17 protein-coding genes, 1 tRNA gene and 1 rRNA gene are annotated in these 15,912 nt (G+C 58.8%); 5 read left to right on the top strand and 14 right to left on the bottom strand.

The features are described 5' to 3' along the window. From LC094_RS09470 to clpB, 5 genes are all read right to left on the bottom strand, one after another. Positions 1–61 (bottom strand): 16S ribosomal RNA (locus tag LC094_RS09470); the annotation flags it as partial. 737 nt (positions 62–798) lie between these two features. Then, positions 799–1,401, bottom strand: coding sequence for a protein-methionine-sulfoxide reductase heme-binding subunit MsrQ (gene msrQ, locus LC094_RS09465; protein ID WP_226552205.1), 603 nt, complete (start codon positions 1,399–1,401; stop codon positions 799–801). Further along, positions 1,401–2,327, bottom strand: coding sequence for a protein-methionine-sulfoxide reductase catalytic subunit MsrP (gene msrP / locus LC094_RS09460; RefSeq protein WP_226552203.1), 927 nt, complete (start codon positions 2,325–2,327; stop codon positions 1,401–1,403). Before msrP ends, msrQ begins: the two co-directional genes overlap by 1 nt. A gap of 64 nt (positions 2,328–2,391) precedes the next feature. Beyond that, positions 2,392–3,930: an FMN-binding glutamate synthase family protein gene (locus LC094_RS09455; RefSeq protein ID WP_226552201.1), complete on the bottom strand. Its 1,539-nt coding sequence runs from the start codon at positions 3,928–3,930 to the stop codon at positions 2,392–2,394. A 207-nt stretch (positions 3,931–4,137) separates the two neighbouring features. Further along, a complete protein-coding gene (clpB, locus tag LC094_RS09450) occupies positions 4,138–6,759 on the bottom strand; it encodes an ATP-dependent chaperone ClpB (protein ID WP_226552199.1) in 2,622 nt (873 codons plus the stop codon). 188 nt (positions 6,760–6,947) lie between these two features. Here clpB and LC094_RS09445 point away from each other — a divergent pair, with 188 nt between their 5' ends. Beyond that, complete coding sequence (locus LC094_RS09445; protein WP_226552198.1) at positions 6,948–7,214, top strand: hypothetical protein; 267 nt, start codon at positions 6,948–6,950, stop codon at positions 7,212–7,214. Between the two features lie 91 nt (positions 7,215–7,305). Beyond that, positions 7,306–8,019: an orotidine-5'-phosphate decarboxylase gene (pyrF, locus tag LC094_RS09440; protein ID WP_226552196.1), complete on the top strand. Its 714-nt coding sequence runs from the start codon at positions 7,306–7,308 to the stop codon at positions 8,017–8,019. 51 nt (positions 8,020–8,070) lie between these two features. Here pyrF and LC094_RS09435 read toward each other — a convergent pair whose 3' ends face one another. The 4 genes from LC094_RS09435 to LC094_RS09420 form a co-directional block, all read right to left on the bottom strand. After that, positions 8,071–8,310 carry a hypothetical protein gene (locus LC094_RS09435; protein ID WP_226552194.1) on the bottom strand — a complete coding sequence of 80 codons (240 nt, stop codon included), beginning with the start codon at positions 8,308–8,310 and terminating at the stop codon, positions 8,071–8,073. A 68-nt stretch (positions 8,311–8,378) separates the two neighbouring features. Further along, a complete protein-coding gene (locus tag LC094_RS09430) occupies positions 8,379–8,819 on the bottom strand; it encodes an NUDIX hydrolase (protein WP_226552192.1) in 441 nt (146 codons plus the stop codon). Further along, a complete protein-coding gene (locus tag LC094_RS09425) occupies positions 8,806–9,108 on the bottom strand; it encodes an NfeD family protein (protein ID WP_226552190.1) in 303 nt (100 codons plus the stop codon). Before LC094_RS09425 ends, LC094_RS09430 begins: the two co-directional genes overlap by 14 nt. After that, positions 9,108–10,001 (bottom strand): SPFH domain-containing protein, encoded by an 894-nt coding sequence (locus tag LC094_RS09420; protein WP_226552188.1) that lies wholly within the window; start codon positions 9,999–10,001, stop codon positions 9,108–9,110. The genes LC094_RS09425 and LC094_RS09420 overlap by 1 nt, the downstream gene beginning before the upstream one ends. An 89-nt stretch (positions 10,002–10,090) precedes the next feature. Here LC094_RS09420 and LC094_RS09415 point away from each other — a divergent pair, with 89 nt between their 5' ends. Continuing rightward, complete coding sequence (locus LC094_RS09415; protein ID WP_226552187.1) at positions 10,091–11,344, top strand: DNA polymerase IV; 1,254 nt, start codon at positions 10,091–10,093, stop codon at positions 11,342–11,344. A 6-nt stretch (positions 11,345–11,350) separates the two neighbouring features. Here the strand turns inward: LC094_RS09415 and LC094_RS09410 are convergent, their stop codons facing one another. Together LC094_RS09410 and LC094_RS09405 are read right to left on the bottom strand one after the other, a co-directional pair. Then, positions 11,351–12,211: an N-formylglutamate amidohydrolase gene (locus LC094_RS09410; RefSeq protein ID WP_226552185.1), complete on the bottom strand. Its 861-nt coding sequence runs from the start codon at positions 12,209–12,211 to the stop codon at positions 11,351–11,353. A 37-nt stretch (positions 12,212–12,248) separates the two neighbouring features. Next, positions 12,249–12,392 carry a hypothetical protein gene (locus LC094_RS09405; protein WP_226552183.1) on the bottom strand — a complete coding sequence of 48 codons (144 nt, stop codon included), beginning with the start codon at positions 12,390–12,392 and terminating at the stop codon, positions 12,249–12,251. Positions 12,393–12,509: 117 nt separating this feature from the next. Here LC094_RS09405 and LC094_RS09400 point away from each other — a divergent pair. Both LC094_RS09400 and ykgO read left to right on the top strand, forming a co-directional pair. Next, positions 12,510–12,584, top strand: a tRNA-Val gene (locus tag LC094_RS09400). A gap of 60 nt (positions 12,585–12,644) precedes the next feature. Next, the gene (gene ykgO / locus LC094_RS09395; RefSeq protein ID WP_005850168.1) at positions 12,645–12,770 is read left to right on the top strand and encodes a type B 50S ribosomal protein L36; all 126 of its coding nucleotides are present in this window, start codon (positions 12,645–12,647) and stop codon (positions 12,768–12,770) included. A 77-nt stretch (positions 12,771–12,847) separates the two neighbouring features. Here ykgO and LC094_RS09390 read toward each other — a convergent pair whose 3' ends face one another. The 3 genes from LC094_RS09390 to LC094_RS09380 form a co-directional block, all read right to left on the bottom strand. Next, complete coding sequence (locus LC094_RS09390; protein WP_226552181.1) at positions 12,848–14,014, bottom strand: MFS transporter; 1,167 nt, start codon at positions 14,012–14,014, stop codon at positions 12,848–12,850. A 141-nt stretch (positions 14,015–14,155) separates the two neighbouring features. Next, positions 14,156–15,229 carry a 2,3-butanediol dehydrogenase gene (locus LC094_RS09385; RefSeq protein ID WP_226552173.1) on the bottom strand — a complete coding sequence of 358 codons (1,074 nt, stop codon included), beginning with the start codon at positions 15,227–15,229 and terminating at the stop codon, positions 14,156–14,158. A gap of 210 nt (positions 15,230–15,439) precedes the next feature. Further along, entirely contained in the window at positions 15,440–15,832 is a 393-nt protein-coding gene (locus LC094_RS09380) for a DUF3775 domain-containing protein (protein ID WP_226552172.1), read from the bottom strand. Between the last annotated feature and the right edge of the window lie 80 nt (positions 15,833–15,912).

The following is a 15,912-nucleotide window of genomic DNA, read 5'->3' as shown; positions in this document are numbered from 1 at the left end:
CTTGCATGTGTTAGGCGTGCCGCCAGCGTTCGTTCTGAGCCAGGATCAAACTCTCAAGTTGAAATGATGTTACCATCATAACCTTGACGTCGAACCTCTGCACATCACTCCATCCAACCAGCTAAGGTCGAATGGAAAACTGTTTGTTGTGCTTAGTTTCCGAAGAAACAAAAGCCGTCCAAACAGTGAAGCTGACACTCTATCATCAGGACCGAAATCCCTAAGAGCGCGATATACAGACGTTCTTGTCGTTAAGACCAAACCGCCCACATATCTCTTCGTTCATCTATCAATTTCAAAGAGCAAGAGACAAAAACCAGACCAGTGCGCCCTAAACTTAACGGCGCGCCCGCCCAGATCTGCCTCAAATTTTCTGCCGCGCTTCCCGTCCAAGCCACCCTCTCGAGCGCCCCAGCCAGTCCGTCTGGCGTCCCGTGCTGCGCTGTCTGCGCCGCCGGTGAAGGGGGTTCTAAGGCGAGTCACTCAAACCCGCAAGCGCTTTTTAAAAGAAAAATGACGATTTCCTCAGAAATCATACTAAATAACTGATTTACATAATAAATTTTTGTAGCAGCCTTTGGAAATACGGCCTTTTCGGACGCCAGGGCGGCAGAAGACATCAGGCGCTAACGAAACGAATTGCGGTTACCCACATGGGGTCACGCAACATTTGGTATTCACCTCCTTCAATCCGCCGATTCACCCCCGTTTCAGGAGGTGAATCGCGGATGAATCGGAAGTGAATCGCCCGACTCCTCCCCGACTCGCGGGTGACTCGGGTGAATCGGTCGGAATCATTCAGGTCGGACGCATCACTTTGCGCCACATCGGCACGCGCAGAAGCAAAAGCACGACAATCGCCGCCACATAGAGCAACGGCTCCAGTTGCCAGCCTTTGCGCAGCATCACGAAATGCACGCCCCCCAAGAGCACCGCCGGATAGACGAGCTTATGCAACTGACGCCACTTGCGACCGAGTTTGCGGATCGCGGCATTATAGGAGGTTGCAGCCAAGGGGATCATCAGCACGAACCCCGCCATGCCAATGGTGATATAGGGACGCTTATAAATGTCCGCGATGATCTGGGACATGATCTGCACATCAAGCACGATCCAGACCGTGAGATGCAGCACGATATAGAAGAAGGCGATCAAGCCCAGCGCGCGACGGAACTTGATGAGGTTCAGCCCGAGGTGACGGCGCAGCGGCGTCACACATAGAGAAGCGATCAGAACCTGTAGCCCCAAGAGCCCGATCTTGTGCTCCATCGCCTTGACGGGATCGACACCCAATTGACCGGTGAGACCCGCATAGAAATACCACGCGGGCGGAATCAGCGCGCCGAGATAGAGCGGCCAGGTTGGAATTTTGCGAGCGAGGCGGTTCAGGTGATCGATCATCAGTAGTTCTTCGTCAGGTCCAGACCACGATAGAGATCGCCGACCTGTTCTTCGTAACCGTTGAATTTCACCGTCGCGATGCGCGAGGCAAAGAGTCCGCCGCCGATGCGCCGCTCAGAGGCCTGCGACCAACGCGGATGGCTGACCTCCGGGTTCACATTAGAATAGAATCCATACTCGCGATGGTTCGTCGCTTTCCAGGTATTCACCGGCTGCTCTTCCTGCAGTGTGATCTTCACCACCGACTTGATCGACTTGAACCCGTATTTCCATGGCACCACCAACCGAAGCGGCGCGCCGTTCTGATTGGGCAGCTCTTTGCCATAGAGCCCGGTCGCCATGAGGGTCAGCGGATGCATCGCCTCATCGAGTCGCAATCCCTCGACATAAGGCCAGTCCAAAATGGCGCGTTTCTGCCCCGGCATTTCTTCGGGACGATAGAGCGTTTCGAAGCGCACATATTTGGCGGAGGGCTGAACCCCCGCGAGATTGAGCAATTGGTTCAGCTCAAACCCGTTCCACGGGATGACCATCGACCAAGCCTCGACACAGCGGAAACGATAAATGCGCTCGTCGATGTCGACCTTTGCCAGAATATCGCCCAAACCATAAGAGCCGGGTCGCTCGACCATGCCGTCGATCTCGACCGACCACGGATCGGTGGTCAGACTCCCGGCATAGCGCATCGGGTCTTCTTTGCCCGTGCCGAACTCATAGAAATTGTTGTAGCTGGTGATCTCTTCAAAGGTGTTCGGCTTTTCCGTGGTGTCGAACCCTTTGATCTCGAATTCCGGCATATCCTGCGCCTGAGCGCCCGTGGCGGCCAATAGCCCCGCACCTGCAAAGCCGGCCATCACGGCGCGGCGGCTGAGATAGGCCGTCTCCGGCGTCACATGCGAATAGGGCAGATTGTACTTGGCCGACATGACTTCCTCCTGAGCGTTACTCAGACGCTAGCGCGGAAGCTCGCCGCCACAAACCAAACTCATCTCACAACTGCGTTTGGATTTTGTAACTTTCCGCCCCATCCTCGTATTCTTCGCGATGGAAACTCGGCACAATCCGGTCCAGCGGGACAGAGGTGCCATCCGCCTGAACGATCCGCACATGCCGCCGCCGCATCTGACGCGGCTCCAACACACCAACGGAATGCGCGATCATCTCCAACTCTTTGGTGGTGGTTTTCGCGTAGGCCGCCACTTTCTTGTATTTGTCCTGCACCACGAGACCGGCCTGCAAATGCGGATCGTGGGTGGTGATGCCGGTGGGACAGGTGTTCTTGTTGCACTTCAAGGCCTGAATACAGCCCAAGGAGAACATAAAGCCCCGCGCGGAACAGACAAAGTCAGCCCCCGCACAGATCGCCCAGGCCACATCGGCCGGGTTCACCAGCTTGCCCGCGGCGACGATCCGAATGCGATCATGCAGCCCGTATTTGTCACGCAAGTCCACAATACGAATGAGCGCTTCCTTGATCGGCATACCCACAAGGTCGATGAGCGGCATCGGCGCCGCCCCCGTGCCGCCTTCGCCGCCATCAATGGTGATAAAGTCCGGCGCATATTCATCGCCGCGCTCCTTGATCAGCTCAAAGAACTTGGCCCAAGGGCGCGAAGAGCCGACCACGAATTTGAAACCGACCGGTTTGCCAGTCACATCGCGGATGTGATTGATGAAATCCAAAAGGTCGCCGAAATCGTCCACCTCGCGGTGGCGGTTCGGGGAAATCCCGTCCTCACCCGGACGCAACCCGCGGATTTGCGCAATCTCCGGCGTGATCTTGGCGGCGGGCAGAATGCCACCCTTGCCCGGCTTGGCGCCCTGAGACAGCTTGATCTCGAACATCTTGACCTGCTCATGCGCCGCCATGGCGCGCAGCTTGTCGTCATCGAGGTTCCCCGCCTCGTCGCGAATGCCGTATTTCGCCGTCCCGATTTGGTAAACCAAATCCGCGCCCCCTTCGAGGTGGAAAGGCGACAGCCCCCCTTCCCCGGTGTTGAGCCAAATCCCCGCCTCTTTCGCACCTTTCGAGAGCGCCAGAACCGCAGGCTTGGAAATCGCGCCATAGGACATGCCGGAAATATTGAAAATCGACGTGGCATTATAGGGCACGCGGCAATGCTGACCGATGGTCATAGGATCGGTGGTCGCGAATTGGTCGTCGAGCGGCGGAAAGGCGGCGTTCATGAAGATCGGCGTGCCGGGGATCGACAGCGAACGCGTCGAGCCGAAAGCCACCGTGTTGCCTTTGCCGTCAGAGGCCCGGTAAATCCAATCCCTTTGAGCGCGGTTGAACGGCATCTCTTCGCGGTCCATGGCAAAGAAATACTGACGAAAGAATTCGCCCAGCGTGGAAAACCAATGCCGGAAGTGCCCGATCACCGGATAGTTCCGCAAGATCGCATCACGCGTCTGGCGTTTGTCGATCACATAAAGCGCCATCGCGACCAGCGCGATCACCCCGATCGCCACCACGAACACCAGCGCAAGAACCTGAAGCGCCATCATCGCCCAATGCCAAACGGTCATGGGATACCTCTTTGTTTGCCAAATCCTTTGGCCCGACCCTGACACAGGGGGCACAGAAGACAACCTGTATTCCAAAAACGTTAGCGCAATCTTTCGCTGCACTCCCCCGCTGCATCCGCATCCTGCACCGCAGCGTCTCGCCCATTCTCAGAACCAATGAAAAAGGCGACCCCGAAAGGCCGCCCTCTTATCTTTTGTCCGATGTCCTTAGTGGACAACCGCATCCTCAGGCTTCGGCTTATGCGTGGCCCCCGTGCGTTCGCCCAGGATCAGCCCCTCCGTTCCGGCAGAGACCGGGATCGCATCGCCATCCTTGACGTCTCCCGCCAAGAGCAGCTCGGCCAGCGGGTCCTGCAACGCGCGTTGGATCACGCGTTTCAACGGACGTGCGCCGAACACCGGGTCATAGCCTTCGTCGGCGAGCCAGACCTTGGCGCCCTCATCAATCGCCAGCGAAATATTGCGTTTCGCCAGACGCTTTTCGAGCCGCGCCAACTGGATCTCGACGATCCCGCCCATGTCCTGACGACCAAGGCGATCAAAGATGATCGTCTCATCGAGACGGTTGAGGAACTCGGGGCGGAAATGCGCCCGCACCGCGTCCATCACGTCGCGTTTCGCCGTCGCGCTGTCGACACCTTCGGGCAGTTGGCTCAACGCCTGCGACCCGAGGTTCGACGTCAGAATGATCAGCGTCTGCTTAAAATCCACGGTGCGGCCCTGACCATCGGTCAGCACACCATCGTCAAGAACCTGCAACAGCACGTTGAACACATCCGGGTGGGCCTTTTCGACCTCATCGAACAGCACGACCTGATAAGGCCGGCGCCGCACGGCTTCGGTCAGCACACCGCCTTCGTCATAGCCAACGTACCCCGGAGGCGCGCCGATCAGACGGGCCACCGCGTGTTTCTCCATGAACTCGGACATGTCGATGCGCACCATCGCCGTGTCGTCGTCAAACAGGAACTCCGCGACCGCTTTCGTCAGCTCGGTTTTCCCGACACCCGTCGGCCCGAGGAAGAGGAAGGAGCCCAACGGACGGTTTTCGTCGTTGAGACCCGCCCGCGCCCGACGCACCGCATTGGCGACGGCGTGCACGGCGGCTTCCTGACCGATGACCCGTTTGTGCAGGCCCTCTTCCATCCGCAAAAGTTTCTCCCGCTCGCCTTCAAGCATCTTCGACGTCGGAATCCCCGTCCAGCGTTCGACCACCTCGGCGATCTGTTCGGGACGCACGGCCTCTTCGACCATCAGGTCGCCCTCGGCTTCGGTGTCCCCGGCCTCTGCGATCTGTTTTTCGAGCTGCGGGATCACACCATAGGACAGCTCCCCGGCTTTCGCCAGATTGCCTTCACGCTTGGCAATTTCCAACGCCGCGCGGGCCTGATCGAGCCGCTCTTTCAGATCACGGGTGCCTTCGAGTTTTTGACGCTCCGCTTCCCATTTCGCCGTCATCGCATCGGATTTCTCCATGAGATCGGCCAGCTCTTGTTCGAGTTTGGCCAGACGGTGTTTGGACGCGTCGTCATCCTCTTTCTTGAGGGCTTCGGCTTCGATCTGAAGCTGAAGGATCTGACGATCGAGCGCATCAAGCTCTTCGGGTTTGCTGTCCACTTCCATCCGCAGACGCGACGCCGCCTCATCGACAAGGTCGATGGCCTTGTCCGGCAGGAACCGGTCCGTGATGTAGCGATGGCTGAGCGTCGCCGCCGCAACCAGAGCGCTGTCGGAAATCCGCACCCCGTGGTGAAGCTCATACTTCTCTTTGATGCCGCGCAGGATCGAGACCGTGTCCTCGACCGTCGGCTCCTCAACCATCACAGGTTGGAAGCGACGGGCCAGAGCCGCGTCTTTTTCCACATATTTGCGGTATTCATCCAAAGTGGTCGCACCCACACAGTGAAGCTCCCCACGCGCCAGCGCAGGCTTGATCAGGTTGGCGGCATCCATCGCCCCGTCCGATTTGCCCGCGCCCACAAGCGTGTGCATCTCGTCGATAAAGAGAATGATTTCGCCAGCGGCGGCCTCGATCTCTTTCAGGATGGATTTCAGACGTTCCTCGAATTCACCACGATATTTCGCACCGGCAATCAGCGCCCCCATATCGAGCGCCAGAAGACGCTTGTTCTTCAGGCTCTCGGGCACGTCTCCGTTTATGATCCGCAAAGCAAGACCTTCGGCAATCGCGGTTTTACCCACACCCGGCTCGCCAATGAGAACAGGGTTGTTCTTGGTCCGACGCGACAGAACCTGCATCGAGCGGCGAATTTCTTCGTCGCGGCCGATAATAGGGTCGATCTTGCCTTCCTCGGCGGCCTCGGTCAGGTCACGCGCGTATTTTTTGAGCGCCTCATAGCCGTCTTCGGCGGAGGCACTGTCGGCGGTGCGGCCTTTGCGAATGTTGTTGATCGCGGCGTTGAGTTTCTGCGCGGTGATCCCACCGGCATCCAGCGCATCTTTCGCGCCCGATCTGGTGATCGCCAAAGCGGTCAACACGCGTTCGACCGGCACGAAACTGTCGCCTGCCTTCTTGGCAAGCTTTTCGGCCTCATCGAGCACTTTCGCGGTCTGTTGGTCCAGATAGGTCTGACCAGCATCGCCGGAGACCTTTGGCAATTTGTTCACGGCAGCCTCATTGGCGGCCAGCACAGCTTTCGCATCGCCCCCTGCATTCGAAATCAGGTTGGCGGCAAAGCCCTCTTCATCATCAAGCAATGCCTTCAAAAGATGTTCGGGTTTCAAAGCCTGATGGCTCTCCCGCATCGCGATCGTTTGCGCAGCCTGAAGGAAACCACGCGACCGTTCGGTGAACTTTTCCATGTTCATACCGTCTCTCCTCTTCCAAGCGCCCCGGTTGGATGTCCGCGCCCGCTTTGCGGCACGCATGAGGGTCGGGGCCTTCCTCACCTAAATGGGGATCGCACCCGCCCCCCGCAAGAGGACCTGTTGCAAAATTGGAACAAAATCGGAGCCTGCCGCGTTAGGGGTGAAACAGCACGCAAGGAGTTCAGACCATGCAAAGCTATGGAGCAGAAGTTCAGGGTCTCACCTATAATGCAGTAGAGCAAAGCTACGAGGCCAAGGTCGTTTTTCACGAGGCCTTTGAGAAAGTCACCTACCCGGTCGCACTTCAGGCGCCGATCACCGCCGATTTCAAAACCATCTCACGCGGGCTTGTCCTGCGGGCGCGGGCTTTGAGAGCACGCGGTCGCGGCGCCAATGTCGCGCATCTCAAACGCGTGGCGGACACCGCCGCCGACAGCGGGCGATTGACGGCATAAGCAAACGATCCCGCGCGCGGGGCCCTAGGGCTTGACCCCACAGGGATAAATGCGGATGGAGGGGCAACCTGTCTTTTAAAGGATATGCCCCATGACCGCCGCAGATATGACCGCAGACGACCGACTGATTGTTGCCCTCGACGTGCCCAACGTGGTTCAGGGGCTGGAACTGGCCAATCGCATTGGGGACGCCGTGTCTTTTTATAAGATCGGGCTTGGCATGCTGACGGGCGGCGGCTTTGCGCTGGCCAATGAGCTGAAACAGGAACAGGGGAAAAAGATTTTCCTCGACATGAAATTCTTCGACATCGGTGCGACGGTCGAAAACGCCGTGCGCGGCGTGGCGCAATATGACATGGATTTCCTGACCGTGCATGGCGACCCCTATGTGGTCAAAGCCGCCAAAGAAGGCGCCTCCGGGTCGCAAACCAAAATCCTCGCCGTCACCATCCTGACCTCTCTGGACCGCGCCGATCTTGATGGTGCGCTGATCAAAGAGGGTGAGATTCGCGATCTGGTTCAGGAACGGGCGGGCAATGCTTTTGCCGCCGGCGCCGATGGCATCATCGCCTCGCCGCAAGAGGCCGCCTTGATCCGCGCCCTGCCCGAAGCGGCGGGCAAGCTCATCGTCACCCCCGGCGTGCGCCCGGCAGGCGCAGCCCTCGGCGATCAGAAACGCGTCGCCACACCGGCGCAGGCGATTCAGGACGGGGTCGATCACATCGTCGTCGGCCGCCCGATCTGGCAGGCCAAGGACCCGCGCAAGGCTGCGCTGGAGATCCAGGGCGAAATCGCCAAAGCCTGAACCAAAAACGGCGCCTCATAGGGCGCCGTTTTTCATTATATATATGTGCGCTTATTCCGAGGCCGGAGCCTCTGCGGCAGGCTCTTCGGTCGTCACGGAGGCAGAGCCACCATTGTCCGGCGCATCGTTGTTGATCGTCACAGAGGCGCTGTCGCCCGTTTCCGTCATCGGCGTCGTGTCACCGCCCATGACCACGTAGAGGATCACGCCCAGAACAACGACCACTGCGCCAAGAATAAAGTACAGGCCACCGTTGCCAGAGCTTTGGTTGTAAGACTCATTTTGTGCCATGAGCTTTTCCTTTGCGTTTCATTTCCAGTCGGGAAAACAACGCAACGCCTTGGCCAAAAGTTCCCGGATCAGTTCCGCTCCTGCCAAAGCAGGTAACGCTCAAGCCGCCCGCGCAGGGAAATCACTGCATCTTCCCGGCGCACGAAGTCCAGCAACGGCATCCAGCCCCAAGCCTGCCCTTCATCGCCCAAACGGATGGCCTCATCCGCCAGCGCCTCCCAGCGGGCGACGAAGAAATGCACCTTCATATTGGGATTGGTATAGCCCCGCTCCTCGACGTGATAGATCACATGCGCGGGGTCGATCTCGACAGACAATTCTTCGAACAGCTCGCGCGCCACGGTCTCAAACGGCGTCTCATTCCCCTCACGTCCACCGCCCGGCAGATCCCAGTGATTGGGGTAAGGAATATCGGGGCGATCGTCGCGCAACAGCGTCAGAACGTCATCGCCCCGCAAAATGGCGATCTTGGCCCCATCGAAGGGGCCAAAATCCTCAGACATCGTCATTGATGTCCTTGTCCCAGACTTTCACCTGACCTTTGCGCACACCAAACACCTGACGCATGGCGAGCCAGGCCACCAAAGACAGCACGGCGAAGATCAGGAGAATCACGGCAATGTTGCTGCCGAAGAGGCCAACTGCGAGCAAAAGCGCCACGATCCCGGCCCCCACGCCGAAGCCAAGGAAAATGAACCCGGGCGCCAGCACTTCGAGCCCCATGAGGGCGATGGCCGCCACCGCCCAGACCCACCATTGCTGCAACAGCATGACGTTTTCCATGGCAGGCGTTTGCATCAGGCTTTCCCTCTAAAAAGTTTGAACGCATCGCCAAAGGCCTCAAGCGCGGCGGCCGGCACGACAACGGTCTGCTGCCCCTGCCCTGCACCGAGCGCGATCAAGGCCTCAACCTGTTTCAACGCGACCTGATATTGCGCGGATTCGATGCCGTGATCCGTAATGGCTTCGGCCACAACCGCAGTCGCATAGGCTTCGGCCTCGGCCTGAACCCGGCGCGCTTTGGCGGCTTGTTCGGCGGCGTAAAGCTGGGCGTCGGCGTTCAGCTCGACAGAGCGCTTTTCACCCTCAGCCTCGGTCACGGCGGCACGACGGGCACGTTCTGCATTGAGCTGCTGCAACATCGCGGCGCGGGTCGCCTCATCAAGGTTCACGTCAAGCACCTCGGCGCGCGTCACCTCGATGCCCCAATTGTCCACCTGATCTTCGACAGACGCCTTGATGGTGGAAATCAATTGCGAGCGGTTCGATTGCACCTCGTCGAGTTCCATCTTACCGATCTCGGCCCGCACGATCCCCGCCACCGTGGTGGCAATTGCGCCGTCGATGTCGCGAATACGGTACACGGTCTTTTCCGGCTCTATGATGCGATAAAACACGGAGGTTTCGACCTTGACCAACACGTTGTCCGAGGTGATCGCATCCTGCATTGCATTCGGAAGCTGGCGCTCAAGAATGGAAATCTTATGCGCCACCACGTCGATCAGAGGCACGATAAAGTTGATCCCCGGCCCCAACACGGTGCGCAGACGACCAAAACGTTCGACCACATATTTCTCCGATTGCGGGACGATCCGCACCCCTTTGAGAACGAGCAGGATAATAAAACCAGCCAAAGCCAGGGTGACGATATTGCCCCCGGACAAGACCTGAAACGGATCAATGGAATTCATGAGAAACCTTTCCTCAAACTGATATCATGAGGCACATGGCCCCTCGAAAGCGATGGGTATAGGATGCGCCTCCGTGAAGGAAGCAAAACATGCCCGCCATTTGCCGCGATTGTCTGACCACCTTTGAAACCGGCCCGCGTTGTCCGGCCTGTGGGCGGCCGCGTGTCTTGTCGCATCCGGAGCTGTTCACGCTGTCGATAGCGCATATGGATTGCGATGCGTTCTATGCCTCGGTCGAAAAGCGCGACAACCCGGATTTGCGCGACAAACCGGTGATCGTCGGCGGCGGAAAGCGCGGGGTGGTGACCACCGCCTGTTACATCGCCCGGATCAAAGGCGTGCGCTCGGCCATGCCGATGTTCAAGGCTTTGGCGTTGTGTCCCGAAGCCGTGATCGTAAAGCCCCGCATGGAGGCCTATGTGAGCGCGTCGCGCGAGATTCGCGACATGATGAATGAGCTGACCCCGGATGTGGAACCTTTGTCTTTGGACGAGGCCTTCCTGGATCTCACAGGCACCACGAAACTCCACGGCCACCCGCCCGCGGTCATGCTCGCGCGTTTGGTGAAACGCATGCACGAGGACTTACAGCTCACGGGCTCCATCGGGCTGTCGCACAACAAATTCCTCGCCAAGATCGCCTCTGATTTGGACAAACCGCGCGGCTTTTCCGTGATCGGTCAGGCGGAGACGCTGGACTTCCTTGCCGACAAGCCGGTGAGCCTCATCTGGGGTGTCGGGCAGGCAACGCGGGGAGCCTTGGAGAAGGCCGGCATTCGCACCTTCACCGATCTGAGGCGCTGGGAAAAAGACGATCTGCATCATCGCTTCGGCGCCATGGGGGATCGGCTCTGGCATCTCGCGCGCGGCGAGGACAAACGCCGGATTTCGGCCCATCGCCCGGTGAAATCCATCTCGAATGAGACCACGTTTTCCGACGACATCGCCACACTCGACCTGCTCGAAGGTCATCTCTGGCGATTGGCGCAAAAGGTCTCGGATCGGAGCAAGGCCAAGGACATCGCAGGCCGGGTGGTGACCCTCAAACTCAAACGCACCAATCACGCCAGCCTGACGCGGCGTGTGACGCTCCATGAGCCGACGAATATCGCGGACAGGATGTTCCGCACCGCGCGCGATCTGCTGATCCCCGCTTTGGATCAGGGGCCATTTCGCCTGATCGGCATCGGCATTTCCGATCTCGTGCCCGCGTCTCAGGCCGATCTGTCCCCCGACCTGCTCGACCCGGACGCCATCAAAAGGGCCAAGGCAGAAAAAGCCAGCGACGAGATTAGAAAACGATTTGGCACAGATGCGATTGTGAAAGGCCGTGCGCTGCGTTGAGCGCGATCACTCCGCCGCCAAAGGCAAGCGTTCCGTCCCGATCTCCGTGATGATCCGAACCGCCGCCGTGATCCGATCGCGAAACGCCGCAAAATCGCGATGCGGCTCAAGCGTCGCCTCATTCATATAGAGCGAGCGATCAATCTCGACCTGAATGGCGTGAAACTGGCGCGACGGGCGCCCGTAATGCTGTGTCACATAGGCGCCGGCGAAGGGCACATTGCGCGAAACGACGAAACCCTGCGCTCGAAACGCCGATTCGACCGCTTTCACGATGTCGGGACGCGCAGAGGCGCCATAGCGATCACCGATGATGATCTCAGGACGTTTCTTTTGCCCCGTGCGCACCGTCGACAGAGCCTCGCGCGGCATAGAGTGGCAATCAATGAGAATCGCCTGTCCGAACAGCGCATGCGATTCTTCGAGCACAGATTGCAAAAGCCGATGATAGGGCGTCCAGACCTGATCCAGCCGCTCCTGCGCGGCGGTACGGCTCATCTTGCCGCGATAAATCGCCCGCCCTCCCGACACCACGCGCGGAATCACCCCAAGCCCCGAAGCGATCCGGGGATTCATCCCGACACGCGGCACGCCTTCGATCAACGCGGGGTCCAATTCGTCGGAGCGGCGATTGAGATCGACCCAGGCCCGTGGATAGGTCGCGGACAACAGCACGGCGCCAAATTCCGGCACGCGCGAAAAGATCCGATCCACATGGGCATCCTCGGACGAGCGCAACTGCAAGGCATCCAACAGCCCATGCGCCAACATCTCCTTCGGATAGGCCCGCCCACTGTGCGGCGACGCGAAAACCACAGAGGAGGTTCTCTGCTCGGGGCGCTGCAAAAGAAAGGGGGCTGGGATCATCTAAAGTCCTTTCATAAAACAACTATAGTGCGTTTTCTCAAAATCCGAAGACCTTCATTTCACGAAAAACACGCTTCAAGTCTCCCCAATCGTCGCCCTTTTCTCTTGCAAAAACGCTAAGCGCGCCGGAGAAACACGCGGGCGGACCAAAAATCTCTGTCAAAAGCTCTTGAACAATCATCCGACTCCTTTTATACGCCCACGGACTGACGCGGGAAATGCCCGCGTCTTGTTCGTTACGCCGCTCGCCTAACCGCTTGCGAAACATCGGATAAGACGCAGTTTCCCACGGACGGACGGGCGTATAGCTCAGTGGTAGAGCACTTCGTTGACATCGAAGGGGTCACAAGTTCGAACCTTGTTACGCCCACCATCCGACCGGTCAGATTGGTTTTAACTGGCGCACGCAGGCGCCGCGACAAGGAGACTGGACATGAAAGTTCGTAACTCGCTTCGTTCGCTGAAGAACCGGCACCGCGACTGCCGCGTCGTGCGCCGTAAAGGCCGCGTGTACGTGATCAACAAGACGCAGCGCCGTTTCAAAGCCCGTCAGGGCTAAGATCAGCAGCGATCATCTAAAAAAGCCGCTCGATTTTCGGGCGGTTTTTTTGTGTCTGCGCGCCACTCTGGCCCCGTTCAGGCGCTGCGCCTCAGACGTATCAACCAAAGATGCACCAGCGCGCCGGAACAAAAGACGACACAGGCAAAACCAACCAGCCCCGACAAACCAAACCGCTCCACCAACCACAGCAACAAAGGCGTGCCGATCAGGTTGCCCGCATTCCCGGTCTGGGCCAAGGCGCCATTGGCCAGCGACTGATCTTCTTGTGTAGTATTGAGAACCGGGATCGACGCAAAACTTCCCGCCTGCACGAACCCCAAAGAGGCAATCATCGCCACGGCAATCCACGCCTGTCCGCCACTCAGGCCCAGGCAAAGCGCCAAGATCGCCGCGATGGAAAAGCCACTCACCAGCACCGCAATCGGCGACACAAAGCGCAGCAAAGTGATGCCCAGCGTCATCGACACGCTCAACGCAGCCAGAGGCATCACGCCGGAAATAAACCCGCGCTGATCGTTTGAGACGAAGTCCGGGAACACCGTCACGAGAGCCACAAAGGCCATGGCATAGAACAGCCAGCCTGCCGCCGGCGCCGCAATCGCGGGCGAGGTATAGGCCGTCACATGTTTGGCCATGATCTCGCGCAGACGCAATGCAGCCACAGGGTCGCGCCGCACCACGGGCGGCAAACGCCGCGACAGAATCAGAGCCATGGTCCAAAGCAGCCCCCCATGCACGATCAACAGAACCGACAGGCCAAAACGCTCCGCCAAGGGCAGCCCCAGCCATGAGAACACCGCAAAAGCCACGGCAAACACCGTGCTCCAAAGCGCCATGGCGGTGTTGCGAAATGCGGTCGGTGCGATCTGTCCGATCAGGGTCGGCGCGGCGACGACGATCATGAGATGCGATGCACCCTCAAGCACCCGGCTGGCCAGCATCAGACCGAAAGCGGGCTGACTGGCCTGAAACAGCGACAAGGCCCCGCCAAGCCCCAACGCCAGCATCAGCAATTTGCGAAACCCGTAGCGCGACAGAATCATCCCGGCGAAGAGCCCGAACACGAGGCCCATCACACTCAAAGCCGAGATCAAAAACCCAAGCTTTGGCCCAAGCCCCGGATAAAGCGCCCGAAATAGCGGGAAGGCGACCGCAACCTTGGCAAATTGCCCGGCGGCGAAAATCCCGGTGATCCAGAGGAAAAAGATGGTCAGGCGTGCGCGCCCATCGTTCTGCGTCATGCGAAAGCCATGACCGATTTCAAACCGTCCTCTCAAGCGCAATTTCCGCACAGGCGGGCGGAGGAATGGCGAGCGGAGAAGAGAATCGCATAAAAATGGCGCGCCCGAGACCGGACGCGCCACCCTTGATGTCACGATGACTTACTTCGTCACATCGATCAGGATTTTGACGTGCTCACCGGAGGCATCGAGCAACGCGTCGAAGCCTTCGGTCACGGCATCGTCCAGCACGATTTTCTTGGTTACGACTTTCTCCGCCGGGATCGCGCCCGACGCGATCAGATCGACCACTTTCGGCCAGTAATGCGTCGGATAGGCCCAGGCACCGCGCACGTCGACGTCTTTGAAGGTCACATCATGCCAATGCAGCTTGCTGTCCTTGGTGTGCAGACCGACCTGAACAATCGTGCCCTGTTTGCGTACGGCTTGCAGCCCGGTGTTGAGCGCGGCTTCGTTGCCCGAGGCCTCGATCACCTTGTCACAGCCAACGCCACCTTCGGTCTGGGCACGAATCTCGGCCACCACATCGTCCTTCATCGGGTTGAAGGTGATGACCTCCGGCATGATCTCACGCGCCAGTTTCAGACGGGTTTCGTTCACATCGGAGAGGAAGATTTTCGTCGCGCCATAGGCTTTTGCGGAGAGCATCGCGAGCATCCCAATCGGGCCAGCCCCGGTCACAAGCACACTGTCACCCGCCGTCACCTCGCCACGCTCACAGGCATAGACGGCCACGGCGGTCGGCTCGACCAGCGCGCCCTCTTCCCAGCTCATGTTGTCCGGGATTTTCACCGCGTTGTAGTCGTTGACGATGGCCGCTTCGGCCATACCGCCGGACATCCAGCTCAGACCCACAAGCGCCAGATCTTCGCTCAGGTGGAACAGCCCACGGTCGGCGAAATAGTCGCCCGAACGCGGCATCACCAGCGGCTGCACCGACACGCGGTCGCCCGGTTTCACATGGGTCACACCTTCGCCGACGGCGGTCACTTCGCCGCTGAATTCATGGCCCAGAACCTGCGGAGCTTGTGCCTTGGTGAAAGGATGCGGCTCGACCGGCACGAAAATCGGACCCGCGACATATTCGTGCAAATCCGTGCCGCAAATGCCGACATATTTATTCTTGATGGCCACCTGCCCGGGCCCCGGCTGGGGAATATCGTCAATCTCTTCGATGCGAAGGTCTTTCGCGGCGTAGAACCTAAGAGCTTTCATGGGGAGGTCTCCTTTTAAATCACAGTTTGCCCCATAGGGCATGGGCCATGGCATCTGTCGCGCTGGCCACAGCACAGACCTAAGCTCTTTTATTCAAAAGGAAATGTGTACATCTGCACACAATTCTGTGTAATCCGGCCCTCTCATACCTCGGACATAAAAAGCGCCCCACAATCGTGCGGCGCCTTGCTTATCGCTCTCGCGAGGTCCTTACACCTTGCGGTAAATCTCGTCTTCGATCTCGGAGGTGTCCACACCGAGACTTTCCAGACCGTCCTCGAGGTAATCCGGCAAAAGCGGAATGCCCAAGAGGTATTTGTCGGTCGGCCCGACGGCCTCTTGCTTTGCGGTCTCGAACGCTTCGGCGTAATCGTCAAAGGTTTCGCGACCGATCCACATAATCGCCACAAGCGCCGCTTTCTCATCCTCGTTCAAACCGCGGATGAAGCTTTGCAACTCGCGCCCGGTCCCATCCGAGGGGCGGGCTTCAAGGATCGTATCCCCATCGGCGTCATCCGATGGCGTATCCCAACGACCGACTTTTGCCCCAAGCTCGCGCGCGCGCACGATGACAAAAGCAACTTTGTGCGGGCTGATATCCATGACAGGGGTCCTCCATTCGTCTGACTGAGTGTGCATCCTACACCCGTTTCGGCACATGACCTAAGTCAAAGAGTCAGACT

The sequence above is a fragment of the Celeribacter naphthalenivorans genome (assembly GCF_020524585.1).
Lineage (GTDB): Bacteria > Pseudomonadota > Alphaproteobacteria > Rhodobacterales > Rhodobacteraceae > Celeribacter > Celeribacter naphthalenivorans.
Note: the sequence above shows the minus strand (reverse complement) of the source record. Positions and strands in the feature narration are given on the sequence as shown.

Bases quoted from the DNA above. Each gene is read 5' to 3' on its own strand.
- msrQ (WP_226552205.1), bottom strand. From the start codon at position 1,401: ATGATCGATCACCTGAACCGCCTCGCTCGCAAAATTCCAACCTGGCCG.
- msrP (WP_226552203.1), bottom strand. From the start codon at position 2,327: ATGTCGGCCAAGTACAATCTGCCCTATTCGCATGTGACGCCGGAGACG.
- LC094_RS09455 (WP_226552201.1), bottom strand. From the start codon at position 3,930: ATGACCGTTTGGCATTGGGCGATGATGGCGCTTCAGGTTCTTGCGCTG.
- clpB (WP_226552199.1), bottom strand. From the start codon at position 6,759: ATGAACATGGAAAAGTTCACCGAACGGTCGCGTGGTTTCCTTCAGGCT.
- LC094_RS09445 (WP_226552198.1), top strand. From the start codon at position 6,948: ATGCAAAGCTATGGAGCAGAAGTTCAGGGTCTCACCTATAATGCAGTA.
- pyrF (WP_226552196.1), top strand. From the start codon at position 7,306: ATGACCGCCGCAGATATGACCGCAGACGACCGACTGATTGTTGCCCTC.
- LC094_RS09435 (WP_226552194.1), bottom strand. From the start codon at position 8,310: ATGGCACAAAATGAGTCTTACAACCAAAGCTCTGGCAACGGTGGCCTG.
- LC094_RS09430 (WP_226552192.1), bottom strand. From the start codon at position 8,819: ATGACGATGTCTGAGGATTTTGGCCCCTTCGATGGGGCCAAGATCGCC.
- LC094_RS09425 (WP_226552190.1), bottom strand. From the start codon at position 9,108: ATGCAAACGCCTGCCATGGAAAACGTCATGCTGTTGCAGCAATGGTGG.
- LC094_RS09420 (WP_226552188.1), bottom strand. From the start codon at position 10,001: ATGAATTCCATTGATCCGTTTCAGGTCTTGTCCGGGGGCAATATCGTC.
- LC094_RS09415 (WP_226552187.1), top strand. From the start codon at position 10,091: ATGCCCGCCATTTGCCGCGATTGTCTGACCACCTTTGAAACCGGCCCG.
- LC094_RS09410 (WP_226552185.1), bottom strand. From the start codon at position 12,211: ATGATCCCAGCCCCCTTTCTTTTGCAGCGCCCCGAGCAGAGAACCTCC.
- LC094_RS09405 (WP_226552183.1), bottom strand. From the start codon at position 12,392: ATGATTGTTCAAGAGCTTTTGACAGAGATTTTTGGTCCGCCCGCGTGT.
- ykgO (WP_005850168.1), top strand. From the start codon at position 12,645: ATGAAAGTTCGTAACTCGCTTCGTTCGCTGAAGAACCGGCACCGCGAC.
- LC094_RS09390 (WP_226552181.1), bottom strand. From the start codon at position 14,014: ATGACGCAGAACGATGGGCGCGCACGCCTGACCATCTTTTTCCTCTGG.
- LC094_RS09385 (WP_226552173.1), bottom strand. From the start codon at position 15,229: ATGAAAGCTCTTAGGTTCTACGCCGCGAAAGACCTTCGCATCGAAGAG.
- LC094_RS09380 (WP_226552172.1), bottom strand. From the start codon at position 15,832: ATGGATATCAGCCCGCACAAAGTTGCTTTTGTCATCGTGCGCGCGCGC.